16 protein-coding genes are annotated in these 23,205 nt (G+C 60.8%); 7 read left to right on the top strand and 9 right to left on the bottom strand.

Going from position 1 to position 23,205, the window contains the following annotated elements; translation table 11 throughout:
* Positions 1-287: 287 nt before the first annotated feature.
* On the top strand, positions 288-5,183 hold the full coding sequence (locus BJ917_RS03030) for an NAD-glutamate dehydrogenase (RefSeq protein WP_121101765.1): 4,896 nt from the start codon (positions 288-290) through the stop codon (positions 5,181-5,183).
* 171 nt (positions 5,184-5,354) lie between these two features.
* Here BJ917_RS03030 and BJ917_RS03020 read toward each other — a convergent pair whose 3' ends face one another.
* The 4 genes from BJ917_RS03020 to BJ917_RS03005 form a co-directional block, all read right to left on the bottom strand.
* On the bottom strand, positions 5,355-6,065 hold the full coding sequence (locus BJ917_RS03020) for an ATPase (RefSeq protein ID WP_121101759.1): 711 nt from the start codon (positions 6,063-6,065) through the stop codon (positions 5,355-5,357).
* 228 nt (positions 6,066-6,293) lie between these two features.
* Entirely contained in the window at positions 6,294-6,704 is a 411-nt protein-coding gene (locus BJ917_RS03015; protein ID WP_121101756.1) for a cupin domain-containing protein, read from the bottom strand.
* Positions 6,705-7,003: 299 nt separating this feature from the next.
* Entirely contained in the window at positions 7,004-7,297 is a 294-nt protein-coding gene (locus tag BJ917_RS03010) for an antibiotic biosynthesis monooxygenase family protein (RefSeq protein WP_096511085.1), read from the bottom strand.
* A gap of 124 nt (positions 7,298-7,421) precedes the next feature.
* On the bottom strand, positions 7,422-8,855 hold the full coding sequence (locus BJ917_RS03005) for a PLP-dependent aminotransferase family protein (RefSeq protein ID WP_096511087.1): 1,434 nt from the start codon (positions 8,853-8,855) through the stop codon (positions 7,422-7,424).
* A 205-nt stretch (positions 8,856-9,060) separates the two neighbouring features.
* Here BJ917_RS03005 and BJ917_RS03000 point away from each other — a divergent pair, with 205 nt between their 5' ends.
* The 4 genes from BJ917_RS03000 to BJ917_RS02985 all read left to right on the top strand — a co-directional run bounded on the left by BJ917_RS03000 (position 9,061) and on the right by BJ917_RS02985 (position 11,836).
* On the top strand, positions 9,061-9,501 hold the full coding sequence (locus BJ917_RS03000) for a carboxymuconolactone decarboxylase family protein (protein WP_121101753.1): 441 nt from the start codon (positions 9,061-9,063) through the stop codon (positions 9,499-9,501).
* Between the two features lie 73 nt (positions 9,502-9,574).
* Positions 9,575-10,555 carry a LysR family transcriptional regulator gene (locus BJ917_RS02995; protein WP_121101751.1) on the top strand — a complete coding sequence of 327 codons (981 nt, stop codon included), beginning with the start codon at positions 9,575-9,577 and terminating at the stop codon, positions 10,553-10,555.
* A gap of 182 nt (positions 10,556-10,737) precedes the next feature.
* Positions 10,738-11,271 (top strand): GNAT family N-acetyltransferase, encoded by a 534-nt coding sequence (locus tag BJ917_RS02990; RefSeq protein ID WP_096511093.1) that lies wholly within the window; start codon positions 10,738-10,740, stop codon positions 11,269-11,271.
* 70 nt (positions 11,272-11,341) lie between these two features.
* Complete coding sequence (locus tag BJ917_RS02985; protein WP_121101748.1) at positions 11,342-11,836, top strand: hypothetical protein; 495 nt, start codon at positions 11,342-11,344, stop codon at positions 11,834-11,836.
* A gap of 130 nt (positions 11,837-11,966) precedes the next feature.
* Here BJ917_RS02985 and BJ917_RS02975 read toward each other — a convergent pair whose 3' ends face one another.
* Together BJ917_RS02975 and ccoN are read right to left on the bottom strand one after the other, a co-directional pair.
* Entirely contained in the window at positions 11,967-12,188 is a 222-nt protein-coding gene (locus tag BJ917_RS02975) for a cbb3-type cytochrome c oxidase subunit 3 (protein ID WP_121101745.1), read from the bottom strand.
* Positions 12,188-13,615: a cytochrome-c oxidase, cbb3-type subunit I gene (gene ccoN, locus BJ917_RS02970; RefSeq protein WP_121101742.1), complete on the bottom strand. Its 1,428-nt coding sequence runs from the start codon at positions 13,613-13,615 to the stop codon at positions 12,188-12,190. Before ccoN ends, BJ917_RS02975 begins: the two co-directional genes overlap by 1 nt.
* A gap of 373 nt (positions 13,616-13,988) precedes the next feature.
* Between ccoN and BJ917_RS02955 the strand changes: the two genes are divergently transcribed.
* Complete coding sequence (locus BJ917_RS02955; RefSeq protein ID WP_096511103.1) at positions 13,989-15,662, top strand: nitrite/sulfite reductase; 1,674 nt, start codon at positions 13,989-13,991, stop codon at positions 15,660-15,662.
* Entirely contained in the window at positions 15,659-16,138 is a 480-nt protein-coding gene (locus tag BJ917_RS02950) for a DUF934 domain-containing protein (RefSeq protein WP_096511105.1), read from the top strand. Before BJ917_RS02955 ends, BJ917_RS02950 begins: the two co-directional genes overlap by 4 nt.
* Before the next feature lie 228 nt (positions 16,139-16,366).
* On the opposite strand, the gene BJ917_RS02945 is transcribed toward BJ917_RS02950, so the two are convergent.
* From BJ917_RS02945 to BJ917_RS02935, 3 genes are all read right to left on the bottom strand, one after another.
* A complete protein-coding gene (locus BJ917_RS02945; protein WP_121101734.1) occupies positions 16,367-18,751 on the bottom strand; it encodes a tetratricopeptide repeat protein in 2,385 nt (794 codons plus the stop codon).
* Between the two features lie 210 nt (positions 18,752-18,961).
* Positions 18,962-21,475 (bottom strand): fused MFS/spermidine synthase, encoded by a 2,514-nt coding sequence (locus BJ917_RS02940; RefSeq protein WP_121101730.1) that lies wholly within the window; start codon positions 21,473-21,475, stop codon positions 18,962-18,964.
* Between the two features lie 140 nt (positions 21,476-21,615).
* Positions 21,616-23,202, bottom strand: a complete 1,587-nt coding sequence (locus tag BJ917_RS02935; RefSeq protein ID WP_096511111.1) for an arylsulfatase — start codon at positions 23,200-23,202, stop codon at positions 21,616-21,618.
* Between the last annotated feature and the right edge of the window lie 3 nt (positions 23,203-23,205).

Here is a 23,205-nt window from a genome sequence, read left to right as displayed (position 1 = left end):
ACCGTTGACCGAATATGTCGCAGCATCGCAAGCACGGGCCTTGCCGCACTCGTTAAGCTGCGCAACGGATGAGCACCTGTAAAGGCATTGCGCTGCCCGCAGCCCAGTCGTTTTTGCAGATGCCCATTCATGGAAGGTGAATGTGACCCGAGTGTCTCGTCCAGCTTCACCCACCTGTCACCCTGTTTCCTCTGCCCGAGAATCAGGAACAGGGTGACGGGTAGCCCCTGACAGGGGTTTTGCACGCGACGCTTCCATCAATAACAAGCCCAAGCGGAGTACCACAGATGGCGTTCTTCACCGCAGCCAGCAAAGCCGACTTCCAGCACCAACTGCAAGCGGCACTGGCGCAGCACATCAGTGAACAGGCACTGCCACAAGTGGCGCTGTTCGCTGAACAATTCTTCGGCATCATTTCCCTGGACGAACTGACCCAGCGCCGGTTGTCCGATCTCGCTGGCTGTACCCTTTCTGCGTGGCGCCTGCTTGAGCGCTTCGATCATGCGCAACCGCAGGTGCGCGTCTACAACCCCGATTACGAACGTCACGGCTGGCAGTCGACCCACACCGCGGTCGAAGTGCTGCACCACGACCTGCCATTCCTGGTGGATTCGGTGCGTACCGAGCTGAACCGTCGCGGCTACAGCATCCACACCCTGCAAACCACCGTGCTTAGCGTACGCCGCGGCAGCAAGGGCGAGTTGCTGGAAATCCTGCCTAAAGGCACCCAGGGCGACGACGTTCTGCACGAGTCGCTGATGTACCTGGAAATCGACCGTTGCGCCAATCCCGCCGAACTGAACGTGCTGACCAAAGAGCTGGAGCAAGTGCTCGCTGAAGTGCGTGTGGCGGTTGGTGATTTCGAACCGATGAAAACCAAGGTCCAGGAAATCCTGACCAATCTGGACAACAGCCGGTTTGCCGTCGATGCCGATGAAAAGAGCGAAATCAAGAGCTTCCTGGAATGGCTGGTGGGCAACCACTTCACTTTCCTCGGCTATGAAGAGTTTACGGTTAGCGATGAGCCCGATGGCGGCCACATCGTCTACGACCAGAACTCGTTCCTGGGCCTGACCAGGCTGTTGCGTGCCGGCATGACCTACGATGACCTGCGCATCGAAGACTACGCCGTGAACTACCTGCGCGAGCCGAAGCTGCTGACGTTCGCCAAAGCCGCGCACCCGAGTCGCGTGCACCGTCCGGCTTACCCGGATTATGTCTCGATCCGTGAAATCGACGCCGACGGCAAGATCATCAAGGAATGCCGTTTCATGGGCCTGTACACCTCGTCGGTGTACGGCGAGAGCGTGCGCGCCATTCCGTACATCCGCCGCAAGGTTGCCGAGATCGAACACCGTTCCGGCTTCCAGGCCAAGGCTCACCTGGGCAAGGAACTGGCGCAGGTACTCGAAGTACTGCCGCGCGACGACCTGTTCCAGACGCCGGTGGACGAGTTGTTCAGCACCGTGATGTCGATCGTGCAGATCCAGGAGCGCAACAAGATTCGCGTGTTCCTGCGCAAAGACCCGTACGGCCGCTTCTGCTACTGCCTGGCCTACGTGCCGCGTGACATCTATTCCACCGAAGTACGCCAGAAGATCCAGCAAGTGCTGATGGATCGCCTGAAAGCCTCGGATTGCGAGTTCTGGACCTTCTTCTCCGAGTCCGTGCTGGCCCGCGTGCAGCTGATCCTGCGCGTCGACCCGAAAAACCGCCTCGACATCGACCCGCTGCAGCTGGAAAACGAAGTGATCCAGGCCTGCCGCAGCTGGCAGGACGATTACTCGGCACTGACGGTCGAAACCTTCGGCGAAGCCCAGGGCACCAATGTGCTGGCCGACTTCCCGAAAGGCTTCCCGGCCGGTTACCGCGAGCGTTTTGCAGCGCATTCGGCCGTGGTCGACATGCAGCACCTGCTGAACCTGAGTGCCAAAAACCCACTGGTGATGAGCTTCTATCAGCCACTGGGCCAGGTCTCCGGCCAGCGTGAGCTGCATTGCAAGCTGTACCACGCCGATACCCCGCTGGCACTGTCCGACGTCCTGCCGATCCTGGAAAACCTCGGCCTGCGTGTGCTGGGTGAGTTCCCGTATCGCCTGCGTCACAACAACGGCCGCGAGTTCTGGATTCACGATTTCGCGTTCACGGCCGCTGAAGGCCTGGACCTGGACATCCAGCAACTCAACGACACCTTGCAGGACGCGTTCGTCCACATCGTGCGTGGAGATGCCGAAAACGATGCGTTCAACCGCCTGGTACTGACCGCCGGCCTGCCATGGCGCGACGTGGCGTTGTTGCGTGCCTACGCCCGTTACCTGAAGCAGATCCGTCTGGGCTTCGACCTGGGCTACATCGCCAGCACCCTGAACAACCACACCGACATCGCTCGCGAGTTGACCCGGTTGTTCAAGACCCGTTTCTACCTGGCGCGAAAATTAAGCAGCGACGACCTCGAGCAGCGTCTGGAACACGCGATTCTTGCCGCTCTGGACGACGTCCAGGTGCTCAACGAAGACCGTATCCTGCGTCGCTACCTGGACCTGATCAAGGCCACCCTGCGGACCAACTTCTACCAGACCGACGCCAACGGCCATAACAAGTCGTACTTCAGCTTCAAGTTCAACCCGCACTTGATCCCTGAACTGCCGAAGCCTGTTCCGAAGTTCGAAATCTTCGTTTACTCGCCGCGCGTCGAAGGCGTGCACCTGCGCTTCGGCAACGTCGCTCGTGGCGGCCTGCGCTGGTCCGACCGTGAAGAAGACTTCCGTACCGAAGTCCTGGGCCTGGTAAAAGCCCAGCAAGTGAAGAACTCGGTGATCGTGCCGGTGGGTGCGAAGGGTGGTTTCCTGCCACGTCGCCTGCCGTTGGGCGGCAGCCGGGACGAGATCGCGGCCGAGGGCATCGCCTGCTACCGCATCTTCATTTCGGGTCTGCTGGACATCACCGACAACCTGAAAGACGGCGCCCTGGTGCCGCCGGCCAACGTCGTGCGGCATGACGACGATGACCCGTACCTGGTGGTTGCCGCGGACAAGGGCACAGCGACCTTCTCCGACATCGCCAACGGTATCGCCATCGACTACGGTTTCTGGCTGGGTGACGCGTTCGCATCCGGTGGTTCGGCCGGTTACGACCACAAGAAAATGGGCATCACCGCCAAGGGCGCGTGGGTCGGCGTACAACGCCACTTCCGCGAGCGCGGCATCAATGTCCAGGAAGACAGCATCACTGTGGTGGGCGTCGGCGACATGGCCGGCGACGTGTTCGGTAACGGCTTGCTGATGTCCGACAAGCTGCAACTGGTCGCCGCCTTCAACCATATGCACATCTTCATCGACCCGAATCCGGATCCGGCGAGCAGCTTCGTCGAGCGTCAGCGCATGTTCGACCTGCCACGTTCGGCGTGGTCGGATTACGACACCAGCATCATGTCCGAAGGTGGCGGGATCTTCTCCCGTAGCGCGAAGAGCATTGCGATTTCCCCGCAGATGCAAGAGCGTTTCGACATCAAGGCCGACAAACTGACGCCGACCGAACTGCTCAATGCCTTGCTCAAGGCACCGGTGGATCTGTTGTGGAACGGCGGTATCGGTACTTACGTCAAGGCCAGCAGCGAAAGCCACGCCGATGTTGGCGACAAGGCTAACGATGCACTGCGCGTGAATGGCAACGAACTGCGCTGCAAAGTCGTGGGCGAGGGCGGTAACCTGGGCATGACCCAACTGGGTCGTGTGGAATTCGGTCTCAATGGTGGCGGTTCCAACACCGACTTCATCGACAACGCCGGTGGCGTAGACTGCTCCGACCACGAAGTGAACATCAAGATCCTGCTGAACGAAGTGGTTCAGGCCGGTGACATGACCCCCAAGCAGCGTAACGAGTTGCTGGCGAGCATGACCGACGAAGTCGGCAACCTGGTGCTGGGCAACAACTACAAGCAGACTCAGGCCTTGTCCCTGGCGGCGCGTCGTGCCCTGCCACGAATCGCTGAATACAAGCGCCTGATGAACGATCTGGAAGGTCGCGGCAAGCTGGATCGCGCCATCGAGTTCCTGCCGGCCGAAGACGCGATCAACGAGCGCGTCGCTGAAGGCCATGGCCTGACCCGTCCCGAGCTGTCGGTGCTGATCTCCTACAGCAAGATCGACCTCAAGGAGCAGTTGCTGGGCTCCCTGGTGCCGGACGACGACTACCTGACCCGCGACATGGAAACCGCTTTCCCGCCGACCCTGGTGAGCAAGTTCTCGGCCGCCATGCGTCGTCACCGTCTGAAGCGCGAAATCGTCAGCACCCAGATCGCCAACGATCTGGTCAACCATATGGGCATCACCTTCGTTCAGCGACTCAAAGAGTCGACGGGCATGAGCCCGGCGAACGTGGCCGGCGCCTACGTGATCGTGCGTGACATCTTCCATCTCCCGCACTGGTTCCGTCAGATTGAAAACCTGGACTACAAGGTTTCCGCCGACGTGCAGCTGGAGCTGATGGACGAGCTGATGCGTCTGGGCCGTCGCGCCACGCGCTGGTTCCTGCGTGCCCGTCGCAACGAGCAGAACGCTGCCCGTGACGTCGCGCACTTCGGCCCGCACCTGGCGGCGTTGGGCCTCAAGCTCGACGAGCTGCTCAGTGGCGAGATCCGCGAGACCTGGCAGACCCGTTATCAGGCCTACGTCGCGGCTGGCGTACCTGAGTTGCTGGCGCGCATGGTTGCAGGCACCACGCACCTGTACACGCTGCTGCCGATCATCGAGGCCTCCGACGTGACCGGCCAGGACCCTGCGGACGTGGCCAAGGCCTACTTCGCCGTGGGCAGCGCGCTGGACATCACCTGGTACCTGCAACAGATCAGCGCTCTGCCGGTTGAAAACAACTGGCAGGCCCTGGCCCGTGAAGCGTTCCGCGATGACGTCGACTGGCAGCAACGTGCGATCACCATCTCCGTCCTGCAACAGGGCGGCGGCACCCAGGATGTGGAAACACGTCTGGCGCAGTGGATGGCACAGCACGAAAGCACGATCGAGCGCTGGCGCGCCATGCTGGTGGAAATCCGTGCCGCCAGTGGCACGGACTACGCCATGTACGCGGTGGCCAACCGTGAGTTGCTGGACGTGGCGTTGAGCGGTCAGGCGGTAGTGCCTGCCGCAGCAGCGACGACCAGCGAAGAGCTGGAACCGGCTGCCTGATCAGGCGTTGAATGAAAAAGCCCCGCATTGAGAAATGCGGGGTTTTTTTTGCCTGATGTTTTTATGGTGTCTGTTCTGGCCCCATCGCGAGCAGGCTCGCTCCCACATTGGTTTTGCGTCGAACAAAGATCTAATGTGGGAGCGAGCCTGCTCGCGATGGGGCCGTTGATATCAATACAACTTCATGCCCGGTTTATTATCAAACATCGATACGTTACTTGTCGGACTGGTCAATAAATTACTGAGCGACTGGTCAAACTTTTGCAGCGCCCTTACTTGCACATTCTGTTGCTCGTTTATATCGGCAACTATCTCTTCACTGCGTTTATAGTCCGCCCACACCGGGCTGAGTGCTTTTGCATCATGCCCACGTGCAGTACCGATGTAGTTGAAGTTGCTGTCGTAGAAATCAGCGCTGACATTCGCCTCGATATCAGAACTGCGCGAAGTGATGAGTTGACTGCGGCTATCGATCACCGCAACGACGTCTGGTCTGGCGGCCTTGAGGCTTTGCATGTCCGGATACACCGTGACCGAGCCGAACTGGCGCTGCAGTGAGGCTTTGACCCCATCCACGGCCAGGTCCGGATTGGAGGTGGCTACGTAGGCGTCGTGAATCGACTGAACCAGCAGGCTCTGGCCGAAACCGGTGCCGGCATTGGCCTGGTAGTCTTGTAGATAGGCGCGATTGGCCTGGGTATTGCGGCTGTACACCACGCCCAGGGCAACATTGGCCCCGTTGGGAACGCGGGTTGCACTGCTGCGACCTACCGGTTGACTGAAGATACCGTCCAGCGAAGAAACCGCGGAAGGTGCGGTGGGGATTGAGCAACCGGTTAATAAGGCCGTTATCGTAAACGTACTGACTAGCGCAAGTTTCATGGTGTTTCTCCGGTGAAACAACATCAGTCGGAAAGTTGATGGGCCGGTGCCAGCCGGCAGTACATTCAGACTAAACCGTGAGCAGTGCAATAAAACAGTCAATATCTGCCATTCTCAAGTGGCCAATAGTTTTGTTTGCAGTAAAGGCGTCTCGTTAATTACCCGAAGAAATAAAAAGGCCCGAAACGATGATTCGGGCCTTTTTAGTTATGGCTATACGTTCAGCGATCAGTTTTTCAAAGGGATCAACACTTTCTCGTCCGGCGACAAGACCATGAACACCAGCAACTTGGCAGGCTGGGTGGTGCTGGCGTTTTTCGACACCAAATGCTCGGAGCCGGCCGGCTCATACCAGAACTCACCCGCCTTGTAGGTCACTTCTTTCTCACCTTTTACCTGGGACGTAATGGACCCCTCGAGAACGTAAGCCATGGCAGTACCGTCATGCTTGTGGGCAATGGACGATTGGCCGGGCTTGTAGTCGACTTCGATCATCAAGGCCTTTTTGCCCGGTACGTTTTTCAGCATTTGATCCTGCAATATCGTGACCTTTTCCGATGGGTCATGGGCAAATGCCGAGGTGGAAGCGGCCAGGGCCAGGGCAACAAGGGGAGCGGCACAGAAGCGCAAAACGTTCATGGTTCATTACCTGCGGTGGATGAGTGGTCAGGAACCAATCTAGTGCGCTACGGGGGGCAATCAAACAGCCAATATTCGGGAAGGACAGGGGACCAATCAATCACGTTGCCTGTAGGAGCCGGTTTGCTGGCGAACCAGGCGGCGCGGTGTGCCAGACACGCCGCTTTCGCTGGCAAGCCAGCTCCCACAATGAACAATGGATTGGATCGGGTTCTGTAGGAGCCGGCTTGCTGGCGAACCAGGCGGCGCAGTGTGCCAGACACGCCGTTTTCGCTGGCAAGCCAGCTCCTACAAGGGGTTCAGCGGATGGGAAAGCTGTTGAAGTCGACGGCATTGGCCAGTTGGCAATCGATCAGGTCGATGAAGCCTTGCACTTGAGGGCTGTTGAAATGCGATTGCATCGCCGCTTCCGATTGCCAGTGGGCGCTGACGGTCCAGCGGTTACTGTCCTCAGGGCAGCGGTCGACCATATAGGAGTCACAGCCCGGTAGTTCGCGCAGGGTATCGACAATCTTTTGCAATTGCTTACCCAGTTCATCCGAGCGGCCGGCGACGGCCTGCACCTTTACGGTATTGATCACTTTGTAGGACATTGGCTCACACTCCTGAATCAGGCCGGACGAATCCTGCTCATTGAGGGATAACGCTTATGCAGGATAGGCCCGTACCCCCAGACCACCAATAGCCAATCGCCGGATAAAGCCGCAGTCCAATCCGTCAGGCGACTTGTTGCAAAATGTCCCTCAGACGATCCAGGGCAATGTCGATGTCCAGGGTCTCGATGGCGCCAAAACCGAGGAAAAACCCGGCCTGGGGCGCTTGCTGGTAGTAAAAGCTGTCGATGGCATAGAGCCCGACTTCAACTTTTTTCGCCAGTTCGATCACCAGTGGCACGTCGATCGGTACTTTGCACAACACCACCATGTGGAAACCGGCCCTGGTCGGCACTGCATCAAGCCATGGAAAGAGATCGCCGGCCATGCGCGCCAGGATCCGGTCACGTCTGCCCGCATAAATCGTATGGCAGCGGCGAATGTGCTTGAGCAGGCAGCCTTCAGCGATGAACTTGGCCAGCGCCCATTGGGGCAGGGTGGAGGTGTGCAGATCGGTGAGCTGTTTGGCGCGCACCACCGCTTCGAGGATCGCTGGCGGCAGGATCGCATAACCCAGGCGCAGCTCCGGCAACAGGGTTTTCGAAAAGGTCCCGACGTAGGCGACGATCCCGCGCTCATCCATGCTTTGCAGCGAGTCCGTCGGTCGCCCTTCATAGCGGAATTCGCTGTCATAGTCGTCCTCGATGATGATTGCCCCCAGTTCATGGGCCTTGGCCAGCAACGCCACCCGCCGTTCCTGGCTCATGGGCATGCCCAGGGGAAACTGGTGCGAAGGGGTGACGTAAATCAGTCGTGTGCCAAGGGGGATCTTGTCCACCTGGATGCCCTCGGCATCCACCGGAACGCCGATCACCGTGGCACCGTGGGTGCCGAACAACAGGCGGGCCGGCGGATAGCCGGGGTCTTCCATGGCCACGATGCTGCCGGGCCGTGTGAGCACGCGGGAGATCAGGTCCAGGGCTTGCTGGGCGCCGTTGCACACCACCACATCTTCATCCTGGCAATTGACCCCGCGGGAAAATGCGATGTGCCGCGCAATGGCATTGCGCAGCGCCGGCAAACCTTCGGCCAGACTGTAAAAACCCTTCGACGCGGCGATCTGGCGCAAGGCGTGGGACGTACAGCGTCGCCAATCGTCCTGGGGAAACTGGCCCTTGCTGGTGGCGCCGCCGATAAAGTCATAGCGCAGCGAGCCTTCCAGTGTCGGGTGACGCAGAAACACCGGCAGGTTGCGCCAGGATTCGATCACTTCGAAACCGGCCAGGTCGCAATGGCTCTGCTTGCGCTCGATTTTAGAGGTTCGGGCGTTGACGTACGTGCCTTTGCCGATCACCCCGGTGAGGAAATTTTCGTAGGTCAGTTGGGCGTAGGTATCGGAAATGGTCTTGCGCGAAATGCCCAGTTGCTCGGCCAGCAAGCGGCTGGGCGGGAGCTGCGTTCCCGCGGCCAGACGACCCGATTCGATGGCGCTGCGCAGTTGGTTGTACAACTGGCCCGCCAGATCCTTGCGTCCATTGATGACAACATGTAGTTCCATACCGGCCGAGCTCCGGAGCAGTTGAGGCGCGTGTGCGTCGCGCCAGATTACCCTCATCCGGCTGTCATGCAGAAGTTGCGTGGCGCAAAAACCGTCAATTGGTCTGGTGCCGGGTGGTCCATGGAAAATCCGCAGAATTGGATCTGTAACATAAACGCATCAGCCTCTACCGTTAGAGCACATCATCGCTGCCCGAGGTCGCTCCATGAACCCCCGCCTGGATTACTACAGCGCTTCACCCAAAGCGATGAAAGCGATGATCGCCATGGAGGCCCTGGCCAGCAGTTTGAGCATCGAACCGGCGTTGTTGCACCTGATCAAGATCCGCGCGTCGCAGCTCAACGGTTGTGCGTTCTGTACGGACATGCACTCGGTGGATGCCCGGCGGCTCGGCGAGACCGACCGACGCCTGTATTCCATCGTGGTCTGGCGCGACAGCAACTTCTTCAACCCGCGGGAACGCGCAGCCCTGGCCTGGACCGAGGCGGTGACGTTGCTCTCGCAAAACCCTGTGCCCGACGACGTCTACGAACAGGCGCGGGGGCAGTTCAGCGAAGGTGAACTGGTGGACCTGACCATCGCGGTGACCACCATCAATAGCTGGAATCGTTTGGCTGTGAGCTTTCGGCAAAGCCCCAGTTCCTGACCGACTGTCACACCCGTTTCATGAATGATGCGCAGGATGGAGCTCCCGGAGATAGATCGACAGGGAGTCATCGATGTCATTCATGGAAGCCACCGGTCATCGGCGAATTGCCGAGTACCGCACCCCCCTCGATAAAGCCCCTTCCTGGCGCATCCGCGCGGGGGAGATCGATCCGGTCCTGGCGCAGAGTTTCAGCGTCAGTGCCCGTTGCGGCTGCTTCATGCAGGCCGCCCGCCGCCTCAATCTGAAGGCCACCGTTTTACGCAAGCAATTGGCGCAGCTGGAGGCACAACTCCAGTGCTCTTTGTTCAGCCCTTCGGACAATGGCGTTGTCCTGAGTCGTGACGGGCTGCAATTGCAGTCACAGCTGATCGCGCTGGCCCACGAACGTGACCTGCCGGTGATCCAGCAACCACTGGTGCGCCTGGCCGTCGCCGAGTCGATCCTGCACGACATTCTTGGTCGCGATCTGGTGGCATTGCTGCGACGTAACGCCAGCGTGCGCCTGGACATCATTTCCCTGGACAGCGAATTGTCCCTGCAAGCGGTCAGCGCCGATGTGGTGGTGTGGCTGGCCAGCGCCGATACACCTTTGCCTGGCCCGAGTTTTGCCATCAGCGAACCTCGGCGTCTGGCTCTGCTGGACTACCTGCCGCACATCGCCAAGCGCTATTCACGGGTCGCCTCGCGCCCCGACAGTCTCGATGACCTGGCCGATTTTCTGCTGGTGCAATGGCAGCATGACCGGCAGGTTGAAAATTTCCGGCCATGGAACCAACTGGTGGACCAGCGCCTGGCCGGGGTCGTGCAACTGCATTCCTATGAACTGATGCTGGAGATGGTCCGCTGCAGCGCGTGCATCGGCTTGTTGCCCGGGTACATGAGCCGCTTCGATCGCGGCTTGATCGGCTTGCCGGAATTGTTCGGCCAATCGATGCAACGCCAGGTTTGGATGGCGGTGAATGCCGACTCCGCGGGCGAGGCGCAGGTGCAGAGGCTGGTGGAGTTGGTCCAAAACACCTTCAACGAACGCCGGGAGTGGTTCGAGGGCTGAACATTTTCTCGTAAACACCCGAAACCCTGTGGGAGCGGGCTTGCCCGCGATAGCGGTGCCTCATGCGCCATCAGTATCGCCTGGCATGCCGCCATCGCTGGCAAGCCAGCTCCCACAGGTATCTCGCCAGGCTGGAGAGCGGTGTTGTAGAGTGAACGGCCTGCCTCAAGGATGAATCACCCATGCCCGCCACCGATTCGGTTATCACCCTCGAACGCCTCAACGAATCCCACATCGAAAGCCTCACCGCGCTTTACCGTGAACCCGCCGTTGCCCGCCAAACCACGCAATTGCCTTTTCCTTCCAGCGAACGCTGGCGCAAGCGCCTGGAGCCGGACAACGAGCGGATGGTGCAACTGGTGGCGCTGCATCAGGGGATCGTCATCGGTCACATCAGCCTGGAGCAGTTCTCGCGGATCCGGCGCAGCCATGCCGCCAGCTTCGGCATTGGCGTGGCGTTGGCGTGGCAGGGTAAGGGCGTGGGTTCGAAACTGCTGGCGACTGTGCTCGACATCGCCGACAACTGGATGAACCTGCATCGCATCGAATTGACTGTTTATGCCGACAACGAAGCCGCCATCGGCCTGTACCGCAAATTCGGTTTCGAAACCGAAGGACTGTTACGCGACTATGCGGTGCGTGACGGTCAATGGGTCGACGTCCTGAGCATGGCGCGCCTGCGTCGCATGCCCGGCCAAATACCTCCCGGCGTTTAATCGTACGCGACCGGCGCGCTTCTGCCATGCTGAATGTCCGCAGCACCGTTTCAATCTAAGGAACACCGCAATGGACGACGTACAGCAACTGGGCGAGATGCTTCGCCACTACGCAGAAAGCGAAGCGCACAAGAAGCAATTGTTCGAGTCGCAATCAGCGGTGTGGGCGACGCGTATCGGTGAACTGTTCGATCAGATCCAGCAATGGCTGGAACCGGTCAAGGCACCGAATCTGCTGGAGGTGAGCCGCGAGCCGTACGTCGCGTTCGGGCCGAGCGTTCCTGTCGAGACATCGACATTCAAGACCGAAAAGTTGTCCATCCTGATTGCCGGCAAACCGGTGGAGTTCGTGCCGGATGTGATGGGCGTGGCTGGCCAGATTTCCCTGGCGGTGATGGGTTTTACGGCTGCGCGTTATGGCAGCGTTTCGCTGGTATGCCTGCCACCCTCCACTGATTGGCAGTGGCGCAAGACCAATGGTTTGAAAGACCCGGATGTCTTTGCGTTCGATGCGAACTTCCTCGCGCAGCAATTGCAGAGCCTGATCCCCCGCGAACGCAGTTGAGCTCTCTGAACAACACACATCTCCTGTGGGAGCGAGCCTGCTCGCGAAAACGATGTATCAGTCAAAATTGATGTCGACTGACACTCCGTCTTCGCGAGCAGGCTCGCTCCCACAGTGGATAGGTGGCGTATCAGATTTCGAGGTTTCCCCAACCCGGCTTCAACTCTTGGGGCGCAACGGCCTTCACGGTTTTCCCCGTCGCTGCCTCCACCCGCCGCGCCACCTCCGGATCATCGGCAAACGGAATCAAACTCGCCTCATCAAGACTCTGCGCAGTCTGATGCTTCAGGCAATACTCCACCGCCAGCCAAAGACCCACGACACCCAACACATTCAGCGCGATCTCGATCATCAGGCTATCTGCGCCTCAAGCTCCGCCATTCTGACGTCCGATACCCGCACCGTGCGCCACACGTTGTAAGCCATCACCAGCATGCCGGTGAGGAACAAAACGCCGCCGGCAAAGCGCACCACGAACCCCGGATGGCTGGCCTGCAAGGCTTCGACGAAAGAATAGGTCAGCGTGCCGTCGTCGTTGATCGCCCGCCACATCAGGCCTTGGGTGATGCCGTTGACCCACATTGAGGCGATGTACAGCACCGTGCCGATGGTCGCCAGCCAGAAGTGCAGGTTGATCAGCGGCGTGCTGTGCATCTGCTCACGGCCGAAGACTTTCGGCACCATGTGATAGGTCGCGCCAAAGGTGATCATCGCTACCCAGCCCAGAGCCCCGGCATGCACGTGGCCGATGGTCCAGTCGGTGTAGTGGGAGAGGGCGTTGACCGTCTTGATCGCCATCATCGGCCCTTCGAAGGTCGACATGCCGTAGAACGCCAATGACAGTACGAGGAAGCGCAGGATCGGGTCGGTGCGCAATTTATGCCAGGCGCCCGACAGGGTCATCATGCCGTTGATCATGCCGCCCCAGCTCGGCGCCAGCAGGATCAGCGACATGGCCATGCCCAGCGACTGCGCCCAGTCCGGCAGGGCGGTGTAGTGCAGGTGGTGGGGGCCGGCCCAGATGTACAGGGTGATCAGCGCCCAGAAATGCACAATGGATAAACGGTAGGAGTACACCGGCCGCCCCACCTGCTTCGGCACGAAGTAGTACATCATGCCGAGGAAACCGGTGGTCAGGAAAAAGCCCACGGCGTTGTGCCCGTACCACCACTGCACCATGGCGTCGGTGGCGCCGGAATACACCGGATAGGACTTGAACCAGCCCACCGGAATCGACAGGTGGTTGACCACGTGCAGCATGGCGATGACGACGATGAACGCGCCGAAGAACCAGTTGCCGACGTAGATGTGTTTGGTCTTGCGCTGCACCACGGTGGTGAAGAAGACGATGGCGTAGGCCACCCAGACCACGGTCATCCACACTGCGCCGGAGAATTCGATCTCGGCGTATTCCTTGGTGGTGGTGTAGCCCAGCGGCAAGCTGATCAGCATCACTACAATCACCGACTGCCAGCCCCAGAAGGTGAACGCGGCGAGTTTGTCCGAGAACAGCCGCACCTGGCAGGTACGCTGCACCGCGTAATAGCTGGCGGCAAATTGCGCGCTGCCGGCGAAGCCGAAAATCACCAGGCTGGTGTGCAGCGGACGCAAGCGGCCGAAACTGGTCCACGGCAGGTCGAGGTTCATCTCGGGCCACACCAGCTGCGAGGCGATCCACACGCCCATTGCCATCCCCACGACGCCCCAGATTACGGTCGCCACGACGAATTGCCGCACCACCTTGTAGTTATAAGCCTGTCCGATCGTTGTTGTGCTCATGCTCAATGCTTCCACGGTTGCAATGCCATGCACTGTAAAAACACCGTTGAAAACAAAACAGGCTCAGGAAAAGTTCATTTGTGCGGATCAGATATTGGGTATGCCTGCGGCGATCCACCGCGTTCTGATACGGTTTTTTAGACATTAAGTGAATCTGTAACGTCCTGCGCCGAACGCTCATAGTCGACACCGAAACGGGCCACAGATCCCGACTCTTGGCACAAACCCTGTGGGAGCGAGCCTGCTCGCGAAGAGGGCAGCACATTCAACATCAATGTCGCCTGGCACTCCGCCTTCGCGAGCAGGCTCGCTCCCACAAGGATCGCGCCAGGTATCAGTAATAGAGCCCGATCAATCCTGATGAGGTAGCCAGATGTATCAGTACGACGACTATGACCGGGCGCTGGTGTTTGAGCGGGTTGCGCAGTTTCGCGATCAGGTAGAGCGCTTCATGGCCGGTGAGCTGAGTGAGGAAGAGTTCCTGCCTTTGCGCCTGCAGAACGGCCTGTACATGCAAAAACACGCCTACATGCTGCGGGTGGCTATTCCCTATGGCACGCTCAGTGCCCGGCAGATGCGCACACTGGCGAGCATCGCCCGGGACTACGATCGCGGTTACGGCCACTTCACCACCCGGCAGAACATGCAGTTCAACTGGATCGAACTGGCCGAGGTGCCAGACATCCTCGAACGCCTGGCCGAGGTGGAAATGCATGCGATCCAGACCTCCGGCAACTGCGTGCGCAACATCACCACCGAAGCCTTCGCCGGGGTCGCGGCCGACGAGATGATCGACCCGCGACCGCTGGCGGAAATTCTGCGGCAGTGGTCGACCATCAACCCGGAGTTCCTGTTTCTGCCGCGCAAGTTCAAGATCGCCATCTGCTCGGCCGAGCAAGACCGCGCGGCGATCATGATGCATGACATCGGCCTCTATCTTTACCCTGGCAGCGACGGGCAAATGTTGTTGCGGGTGATGGTCGGCGGTGGGTTGGGACGCACACCGATCCTCGGTTTGCAGATCCGCGAAGGCTTGCCGTGGCAGCACCTGCTCTCCTACGTCGAGGCGGTGTTGCGCGTGTACAACCGTCATGGCCGGCGGGACAACAAGTACAAGGCGCGGATCAAGATTCTGGTCAAGGCCCTGGGCATCGACGCTTTTGCCCGGGAAGTGGAGGAGGAGTGGCAGTACCTCAAGGACGGCCCGGCGCAACTGACCTTCGATGAGTTCGAGCGTGTGGCCGGTGCCTTCGTTGCACCGGATTATCGTGAACTGGCAGGCACCAGCCTCGATTTCGGCACGCATCTGGCCGACGATCCGGCGTTCGCGCGCTGGGTGATGCGTAACGTGCAGCCGCACAAAGTACCGGGTTACGCCAGTGTGGTGCTGTCGACCAAACCCGGCCTCGCCGCGCCACCGGGCGATGTCACGGACACGCAGATGGAGGCGGTGGCCCAATGGTCAGAACGTTTTGGCTTCGGCGAAATCCGCATCGCCCATGAACAAAACATCGTCCTGCCCGACGTGCCCAAGGCCGACCTGTTCGCGCTGTGGCGCCTGGCCTGCGAACACAACCTGGGCAGCGCCAATGTCGGTTTGCTGACCGACATCATCGCCTGCCCCGGTGGCGACTTCTGTGCGCTGGCCAACGCCAAGTCGATCCCCATTGCCCAGGCTATTCAGGCGCGCTTCGAGGACCTCGACTACCTGCACGACCTGGGTGACATCAGCCTTAACATCTCGGGTTGCATGAACGCCTGCGGTCACCACCACATCGGCAACATCGGCATCCTGGGTGTCGATAAGAACGGCAGCGAGTGGTACCAGATCACTCTCGGTGGCGCCCAGGGCAAGAACAGCGCGCTGGGCAAGGTCATCGGCCCGTCCTTCAGCGCCGTCGAGGTGCCCGGTGTCATCGAGCGCATCATCGAGACGTTCGTGCGGTACCGCGAGAGCGAGGAACTGTTCGTCGACACCCTGGCGAGGATTGGCCTGGAGCCGTTCAAGGAGTCGGTTTATCCGAAAGTGCCGGAGGTGTCGGCATGAACAACCTGTTGCGGCTGGAGGAGGGCGTGGCGCGGATTGTCGCGGATGATCCATGGACCCTGGTCAGGGACGCTGAAACCGAAGTACCTGCGGGTGAGGTCATTCTGCCGCTGGCACGCTGGCTGGATAACCCGGAACAAAATGGCGTGTGGCTGGGGCCGGACGATGAAGTGGAAAGCCTGAAGCCGTGGTTTGCCCAGTTGCCGTTGATTGCCCTGGACTTTCCGAGCTTCCGCGACGGGCGCGCCTACAGTCAGGCGTATCTGCTGCGCACCCGACTGGGCTGGAGCGGTGAGTTGCGTGCGATTGGCGATGTGCTGCGCGATCAGCTCAGCCACATGCGGCAGTGCGGTTTCGACAGTTTCGCCGTGCGCGAAGACAAATCTGCCGAGGATGCGTTGAAGGGGTTGGCGGGGATGAGCGTGTTGTACGGGCGATCGGTGATCGAGCCGCGGCCGTTGTTTCGACGACGGTGAATGCGGTCCCTGTGGGAGCGAGCCTGCTCGCGATGGACTACAGAGCACCGCAGTTACCCAAGAAGCACGCGTTATTGTTGACGACCATCGCGGCGGTGCGGCGGTCCGACAAGCCTTGCTCCCACGGATTTCGGGTGGCCGCAACATTTGCGCAGGCCACAACCCTGTGGGAGCAAGGCTTGTCGGACCGCCGCACCGCCGCGATGGGGTCATTGGATCAGCCCACGATCATTTCAACGCCGGATCACCCATGTTCATCTTCTTCCAGCCCTGCAACAGCACTTGCGCCTTGGGCTCCTGCCCGTTATCCAGGTAGTACTGGATCAACGCCAGGCGCGCATTGCGATTGGTCGGCTGCACCTTCAACAACCGTTCCAGCTCCTCGCACGCCGCCTCCACCTTGCCGCTGTCATGCAGCGCCACCGCCAGCACGTAGCCATATTGCGCGGTCTGCGGTTCCAGTTGCGCGGCTTTGCGCAGGAACGGCATGGCCTGCTGCGATTTGCCCGCCCGCACCAGCGACAAGCCCTGGGTGTGTTGCAACAGGGCGGCGTCCGGGTATTCCTTCAAGCTTTGCGCAAGGAGCGCCTGGGCTTCCTGGCTGCGTCCATTGGCTTCCAGCCATTGCACCAGCGTCACCCGTGCCGGATGGAAATCCGGATCACGCTGGAGCGAGGTACGCAGCAGGCTTTCGACCTCGCCGCTGCGACCGTCGGCCTGGTACAGCATGGCCAGGTTGAGGTTGGCTTCGGCGCGTTCGGCCAGGCTCTTCTGGACCGCCTCGTATTCGGCGATGGCCTTGTTCCAGCTGTCCTGAGCATTGCCCAGACCGTCGCGCGCCACGCCGAGCAGGTCTCGCGCCACCGCAATGCGTACCGCTTTCACCGGATCGCTCAGCAACGGTGTGAGCAGTGACGCACGTTCCGGTGGCGGCAGGAACGCGCTGACTGCATGCACCGCACTTTCACGCACCTGCGGTGCCGGGTGGCTCAAATCCTTGGTGGCGAGCTTCAGCGCCTGTTCACTGGGGTACGCCGGTAGCTCGGTGAGCAGGGTCGCCCGTTGAATCGCCGGCAGGTTGCTGCGTTGCAACTGCTCGAACAAGGCTTGCGCTGCGCCGGGCTGACCGTTGCGAATCAGCCACAGGCTTTCGTCGTAGCGTGGTGCTTGCTGGGTGTTTGCGTTGACGGTGTTCCATAACTTGAACTGCTCGGTGACTTTTTTACCGGCAGCGTCGCCGGCCTTGCCCTGGTGGCAGGTCAGGCAGGCGTCCGGCGTGCCAAGTCTTTGCGCGCGTTCCGGATTGGGGATGCTGAAACTGTGGTCATGCCTGAAATCGTTACCCATGTAGAACTTGCCGGGCATGTGGCAATCCACGCACTGCGAACCCGGCTGGCCCATGGCGTGACGGGTGTGTTCGATGGAATCGTAGTTTTTCGCTTGCAGTCCCTTGCCATCGACGCCTTCCACCGACGTCTTGCCCGCGGTGTTGTGGCATTGCAGGCAGACGCCGTTGCCCGGTGCCTTGAGTTGGGTGCTGTGGGGGTTGTGGCAATTGCTGCAACGCACGCCCTTGTCGAACATTTTGCTCTGGGCGAAGGAGCCGTGTTCGAACACCTCATCCTTGATCTTGCCGTCCAGGGCGTACAACTCGCGGGTCAGGGTGCTCGGCAGGTAATCGTCCATCAGGCGCTTGCCGACGGTGTAACCATCACCCAGTGGCGCGCGGCGGGCGTGGCAGCGGGCGCAGGTTTCGATTTCGACCGTGGCGTTCTTGTCCTTGAGATCGACGTCGAACCCGGCGTGGATCAGGTCGGTTTTTTTCGCCGTCCATTCCAGGTGATTGGAGGCCGGGCCATGGCAGGCCTGACAGCCGACGCCGAGGCTGTTCCACTGGCTGTCGAAGGTGTTTTTTGCCGCGTCGAAATTGCGCTTGAAGCCGGTGGTGTGGCACTCGACGCACATGAAGTTGGCGTTTTGGCTTGGTTTACTCCAGTGCAACGGGTCCTTGAAGGTCACGCCCTGGCCCGGATAGAGATGAAACCAGCGGTGTTTCTCGGTATCCCAGGCCACGCCCAGGGCTTGCAAGCGACCGTCGCCGACGGCTATCAGGTATTGCTGCAAGGGCGCGATGCCGAAGGTGTAGGCCACCTTGAAGTCGGCATTCTTGCCGTCGATACCGGGAGTATTGACCCAGAATCCGTCGTCCTTGCGCGAGAACCGGGTGGTTTCGTTTTCCGCCTTGAAGCTGACGTTGTTGAAATCGCCGAGCATCGTTTCGGCGTTCGCCTCCTGCATCGCCAATTGGTGATGGGAGCCTTGCCAGTCCTTGACCTGGGCGCTGTGGCAGCCCTGGCATTGCTGTTCGTCGACCATGGTTGCCGGCGCCACCGCCGGCAGTGCGGCCACCGATTGCGGTTTGGCGGGTTGAGCGACAGGCGTGCTGACCGGTGTATAGGTCACGGGCGCCGGTTTGCTGGCGAACAGAAACCAGCCGATGCCCGCGACAGCCAGGAGCAGGACGCCGATAGTGACGGGAAACAGATAACGGTTAATCAGGGTTGGTTGCGATTCGGGGTTTGCAGCGACTGCTTTATTTTTATGGTTCGGCATTACGACTTCCGTGGTCCAGGTGCGTGTGCCGTCAGGCGCGCGTTGAGGCTCGATGCAGCTTTGCCGGATGACCGGCGTCTGTCAAATGACATTGCTTTGAGGCTGATGGCCTCTTCGCGAGCAGGCTCGCTCCCACATTGGTTCCGTGCCGTACACACCATCCACTGTGGGAGCGAGCCTGCTCGCGAAAGCGGTCTGGCAGGCGCTACATCACTCCCCGACAAACCACCGGTAATACGGATTCCCCCCATCCCCAGCCATCACCTCGCGAATATCCCGACCCCAGGCATCGCGATCGCCGTCATAGGCATGCAGGCTCGCCCGATAAAACTGCATCAGGCGTTGCCGGTGCGCGTTCATGCGCTCATTGAATCCCGCGTCGGCATTCACCAGCGGCGGGGCTGTGTGCAGGTCCAGCAGCACCGGCAGCACTCGGGTGATCTCCTTGGCGCGCACCCACGGTGCGTATTCGATGCGCGGTTGATCGTCGGTCACCGGTGGCGCGTCAGCGGCGAAGCGTTCAAGGCCGGCGCGATCGGTCACCCAGGTTGCGAGCAACGCAGCGGCCGAACCGATGCCCACGTCCTGCAAGGTGCCGCGTACGCTGGCCTGCTGGAAACGTTGGCTGATTTTCGCTGCATCCAGCTCGATCGGTTCCAGCGAGCCCACCAGCAGCATCTCGTGGAACTCACTGGTCCACAGGGTGGCGTAGGGAAAGACATCGAGGAAACTGCGCACCAGTGAGCGCGAGTCGTCGATGTTCTGCGTCGGCAACGGCAGCCACTGGGCGACCAGGCCCTGTTTCTGCAAGCGACTGGCGGCCAATTGGTAGAAGTCCCGGGAATACAGGTTGACCACGCCGGCGGCGGAGGGCGGTGGTGGTTCGAGGGTGATCAGGTCGTAGCGCTGCGGATTGCGCAGCAGTTCCTGGCGACCGTCGCGCAGGCGCACATCGACACTCGGGTCGGCGGCGGCATTGAAGTTGCCCTTGAACAAGGGGGCCGCCTTGACCACAGACGGCAGCAGTTCGGCGACGACGCGGTGTTCCAACCCCGGATAGCGCGTCAGGGCACCGGCGGTGATGCCGGTGCCAAACCCGATCACCAGCGCCGAGCGCGGCTCGGCGTTGTGGATCAGCAACGGCAACAGCGCCTGAATGCGCATGTAGCGCAGGGACGGCATGGCATCGCCGGTGTTCGAAACGCCCTGAATGTACAAACGCTGGAAGGCTTTTTGCCCTTTGCCCTGGCTGACCACGGCGACGGTGCCGCCGCGTCCTTCTTCGTAAAAGGCCAGGGTGGCGTTGCGCGCGCCGGGCAGCAGGCTGGCCAGTTTGTTCACCGGGGTCAGCAGCGCCAAGGCTACCGACAGCAGGCCGACGGCGATCACGCCCTGACGCCGGCCTTTCTTGACCCCATGCCCCTTGCGCACCGCGAAGTAGCCAATCCCGGCAGCGATGATCGCCAACAGTCCCAGCGTGCGCACCAGCCCCAGCAGGGGGATCAGTACAAACCCGCAGAGCATCACGCCGATGATCCCGCCCAGGGTATTGAACGCCACCACCTCACCGACATGACGTCCCACATGCTCGCGGCCGACGCTCAAGCGCAGGGCCACGGGAAATGCCGCGCCCAGCAATACGGTCGGCACGAAGACAATGCTCACGGCCGCCACCGCAAAGCGTGCGCTCATGCCCGCCAGCTCATTGGCACCCAGCGACAGCACCCAGGCTTCGACCACGCTTTGCGCGATAACCAGCCAGCGTCCGAGCAAGGCGATTTCCAGCAGCGCAATCAGCCCGGCACCGGCAATCAACAATCCGAACACGCCCCAGGGATCGCGCAGGCGATCGACCCGGCGGGCGAGCAGGGCGCTGCCGAGAAACAACCCGGTGAGGTACGTCGCCAACACCACGGCGAAGGCATAGGTGCGGGTGCTCATGAACTGCACGATCGACTGCGACCAGACCACTTCGTAACCCAGGGCCACGCCGCCGGCAATCGAGTACAGCCACAGCGCCAGGCGATCCGGTGCCTTGTCGGCGTGGTGCCTGACCGGCGTGTTGCCGGGCAGCGGACGCAGGCGCTGATACCACAAGGCACCGGCGGCGGCCAGAAGGTTGAGCATCGCCGCGGCCAAGGCACTGCCGCGTACGCCCAGGGTGGCAATCAGCACGAACGCGGCGAGCAAGGTGCCCGCGATGGCGCCGGCAGTGTTTGCCGCATAGAGATGGCCGCCAGCCTTGCCCAGCTTGAGTGGATCGCTGGCCAGCGAGCGCACCAGCACCGGCAGGGTGCCGCCCATCAACATCGCCGGCAGGCCGACCAGGGCGAACGGCAACACCCAGGCCAGTAGCCCGATCTGTTGTTCGAGCCAGGCAAACGGCTGGGCCGCCAGGCTCATGGCGAAGGTCGCGCCGACACCGAGCACCGCCACCAGCACTTCCAGCCCGGCATACAACAGGACCGGTTGCTGCAAACGGTCGGCCCAGCGCCCGAAGAGCAGGCCGCCCAAGGCCAGGCCGGCAAAAAAAGCGCTGATCCCGGTGGTGATGGCATACACCTCGACGCCCACCACCAGTGACAGCTGCTTGATCCACAGCACCTGATACACCAGCGCCGCGGCGCCGGAAACGAACAGCAGCAGGGCGGGGATCAACAGCGCCGGGGAGGCGACATGAGGGGCGGGTATGGCCGACGACTTGCTGGCGACACGTGAGGACATTGCGGATTGCCTTGTTCCAATTCAAGAATACCTGCGATCGCTCGGGCCTCATCGCGGGCTTGCCCGCGATTGGGGGCGCCATGATCTCCAGTGAAAATCAGGGCCGCTCGCCGATGAGGGCGAGCGGCGGTCGAGCGGTCTTACTGTGCAGGTTGTTTCTTCATTTCTTCAGCGATTTTTGCGTCTACCGCCGCACGCACCTGGTCAACACTGAAACTGGCCGGTTTCTGGCTTGGCGGGTACTGGATGAAGGTCTGGAGGAACACCGCTGCCTTGCCGGTAGCCTGGGCCGCCAGATAGACGTTTTTGGTCTGCCAGTCGTAATACTGGTCGGAAACCACGTCGGCGCGTTCATACGGGTCCATCCGCAGGTTGAAGATCTTCGGTACCCGCAGGCAAACGAAGGGTTCGCTCCAGACCTTGAAGCCGCCCGGCGCGCGCTGTTCGCAGAACACCGCTTTCCAGTTATCGAAGCGCATCGACACCAACACGCCGTCGTCGTTGAAGTAGTAGAACTCCTTGCGTTCGCCTTTAGGCTGCTGGCCGGTCAGGTAGGGCAACTGGTTGTAGCCGTCCAGGTGCACCTTGAAGTTGTTGCCGCCGGAAGTCGGTGCCCAGCCTTTGAGCAGTTTGTCTTTCACATCGGCATCACCCGCCGCCGCGAGCAGGGTCGGGAACCAGTCCAGGCCCGAGAACATCTCGTTGGAGACTTCGCCAGCCTTGATCTTGCCCGGCCAGCGCACGATGGCCGGCACCCGATAGGCGCCTTCCCAGTTGGAGTTTTTCTCGTTGCGGAACGGCGTGGTCGCCGCGTCCGGCCAGGAGAATTGGTTCGGGCCGTTATCGGTGGTGTAGACGACGATGGTGTTGTCGGTGATTTTCAGGTCATCGAGGGTTTTCAGCAGTTTGCCGACGTCACCGTCATGTTCCAGCATGCCGTCGGCGTACTCGTTGCCGGGCATGCCGCTCTGACCCTTCATCGAGTCGCGCACGTGGGTGAACAGGTGCATGCGCGTGGTGTTCATCCAGACGAAGAACGGTTTATCCGCCTTGGCCTGCTTCTCGATGAACGCCTGCGCCGCAGCGGTGGTTTCGTCATCGATGGTTTCCATGCGCTTGGTGGTCAACGCACCGGTGTCTTCGATCTTGCCGTCGGCGAAGCTGTGGATTACGCCTCGCGGGGCATACGACTTGAGGAACGCGGGGTCATCCTTGGGCCAGTAGGGGCGCTCGGGTTCCTCTTCGGCGTTGAGGTGGTACAGGTTGCCGAAAAATTCGTCAAAACCGTGAGCGGTCGGCAGGTATTCATCGCGGTCGCCGAGGTGGTTCTTGCCGAACTGGCCGGTGGCGTAGCCCTGTGACTTGAGCGCCTGAGCAATGGTGATGTCGCGTTTTTGCAGGCCCACGGTAGCGCCTGGTGCACCGACTTTCGACAGGCCGGTACGCAGCGGTGTTTGCCCGGTGATAAACGAAGAGCGTCCGGCGGTGCAACTGTTCTCCGCGTAATAATCGGTGAACATCATGCCTTCCTTGGCGATGCGGTCGATGTTCGGCGTCTTGTAGCCGACCACGCCCATGGAATAAGCACTGATGTTGGTCTGGCCGATGTCGTCGCCGAAGATAACGAGGATGTTGGGTTTATCGGCGGCCCCGGCAGTCGCCGAGATCGCCATGACCGACGTCGCCACCAGGGCCAACTTCGGTAACCATTTGCGTATGCGAGTCATCTG

This window comes from Pseudomonas sp. WPR_5_2 (genome assembly GCF_003634475.1).
Taxonomy (GTDB): Bacteria; Pseudomonadota; Gammaproteobacteria; order Pseudomonadales; family Pseudomonadaceae; genus Aquipseudomonas; species Aquipseudomonas izuensis.
The sequence above is the reverse complement of the archived record's forward strand: the minus strand, read 5'-3'. Positions and strand labels throughout refer to the sequence as shown.

Excerpts from the sequence above, each read along its gene's own strand:
- BJ917_RS02995 (WP_121101751.1), top strand. The coding sequence starts at position 9,575 with ATGTCATTCATGGAAGCCACCGGTCATCGGCGAATTGCCGAGTACCGC.
- BJ917_RS02955 (WP_096511103.1), top strand. The coding sequence starts at position 13,989 with ATGTATCAGTACGACGACTATGACCGGGCGCTGGTGTTTGAGCGGGTT.
- BJ917_RS02985 (WP_121101748.1), top strand. The coding sequence starts at position 11,342 with ATGGACGACGTACAGCAACTGGGCGAGATGCTTCGCCACTACGCAGAA.
- BJ917_RS03005 (WP_096511087.1), bottom strand. The coding sequence starts at position 8,855 with ATGGAACTACATGTTGTCATCAATGGACGCAAGGATCTGGCGGGCCAG.
- BJ917_RS02975 (WP_121101745.1), bottom strand. The coding sequence starts at position 12,188 with ATGATCGAGATCGCGCTGAATGTGTTGGGTGTCGTGGGTCTTTGGCTG.
- BJ917_RS02950 (WP_096511105.1), top strand. The coding sequence starts at position 15,659 with ATGAACAACCTGTTGCGGCTGGAGGAGGGCGTGGCGCGGATTGTCGCG.
- BJ917_RS02990 (WP_096511093.1), top strand. The coding sequence starts at position 10,738 with ATGCCCGCCACCGATTCGGTTATCACCCTCGAACGCCTCAACGAATCC.
- ccoN (WP_121101742.1), bottom strand. The coding sequence starts at position 13,615 with ATGAGCACAACAACGATCGGACAGGCTTATAACTACAAGGTGGTGCGG.
- BJ917_RS02935 (WP_096511111.1), bottom strand. The coding sequence starts at position 23,202 with ATGACTCGCATACGCAAATGGTTACCGAAGTTGGCCCTGGTGGCGACG.
- BJ917_RS03030 (WP_121101765.1), top strand. The coding sequence starts at position 288 with ATGGCGTTCTTCACCGCAGCCAGCAAAGCCGACTTCCAGCACCAACTG.
- BJ917_RS02945 (WP_121101734.1), bottom strand. The coding sequence starts at position 18,751 with ATGCCGAACCATAAAAATAAAGCAGTCGCTGCAAACCCCGAATCGCAA.
- BJ917_RS03010 (WP_096511085.1), bottom strand. The coding sequence starts at position 7,297 with ATGTCCTACAAAGTGATCAATACCGTAAAGGTGCAGGCCGTCGCCGGC.
- BJ917_RS03020 (WP_121101759.1), bottom strand. The coding sequence starts at position 6,065 with ATGAAACTTGCGCTAGTCAGTACGTTTACGATAACGGCCTTATTAACC.
- BJ917_RS02940 (WP_121101730.1), bottom strand. The coding sequence starts at position 21,475 with ATGTCCTCACGTGTCGCCAGCAAGTCGTCGGCCATACCCGCCCCTCAT.
- BJ917_RS03015 (WP_121101756.1), bottom strand. The coding sequence starts at position 6,704 with ATGAACGTTTTGCGCTTCTGTGCCGCTCCCCTTGTTGCCCTGGCCCTG.
- BJ917_RS03000 (WP_121101753.1), top strand. The coding sequence starts at position 9,061 with ATGAACCCCCGCCTGGATTACTACAGCGCTTCACCCAAAGCGATGAAA.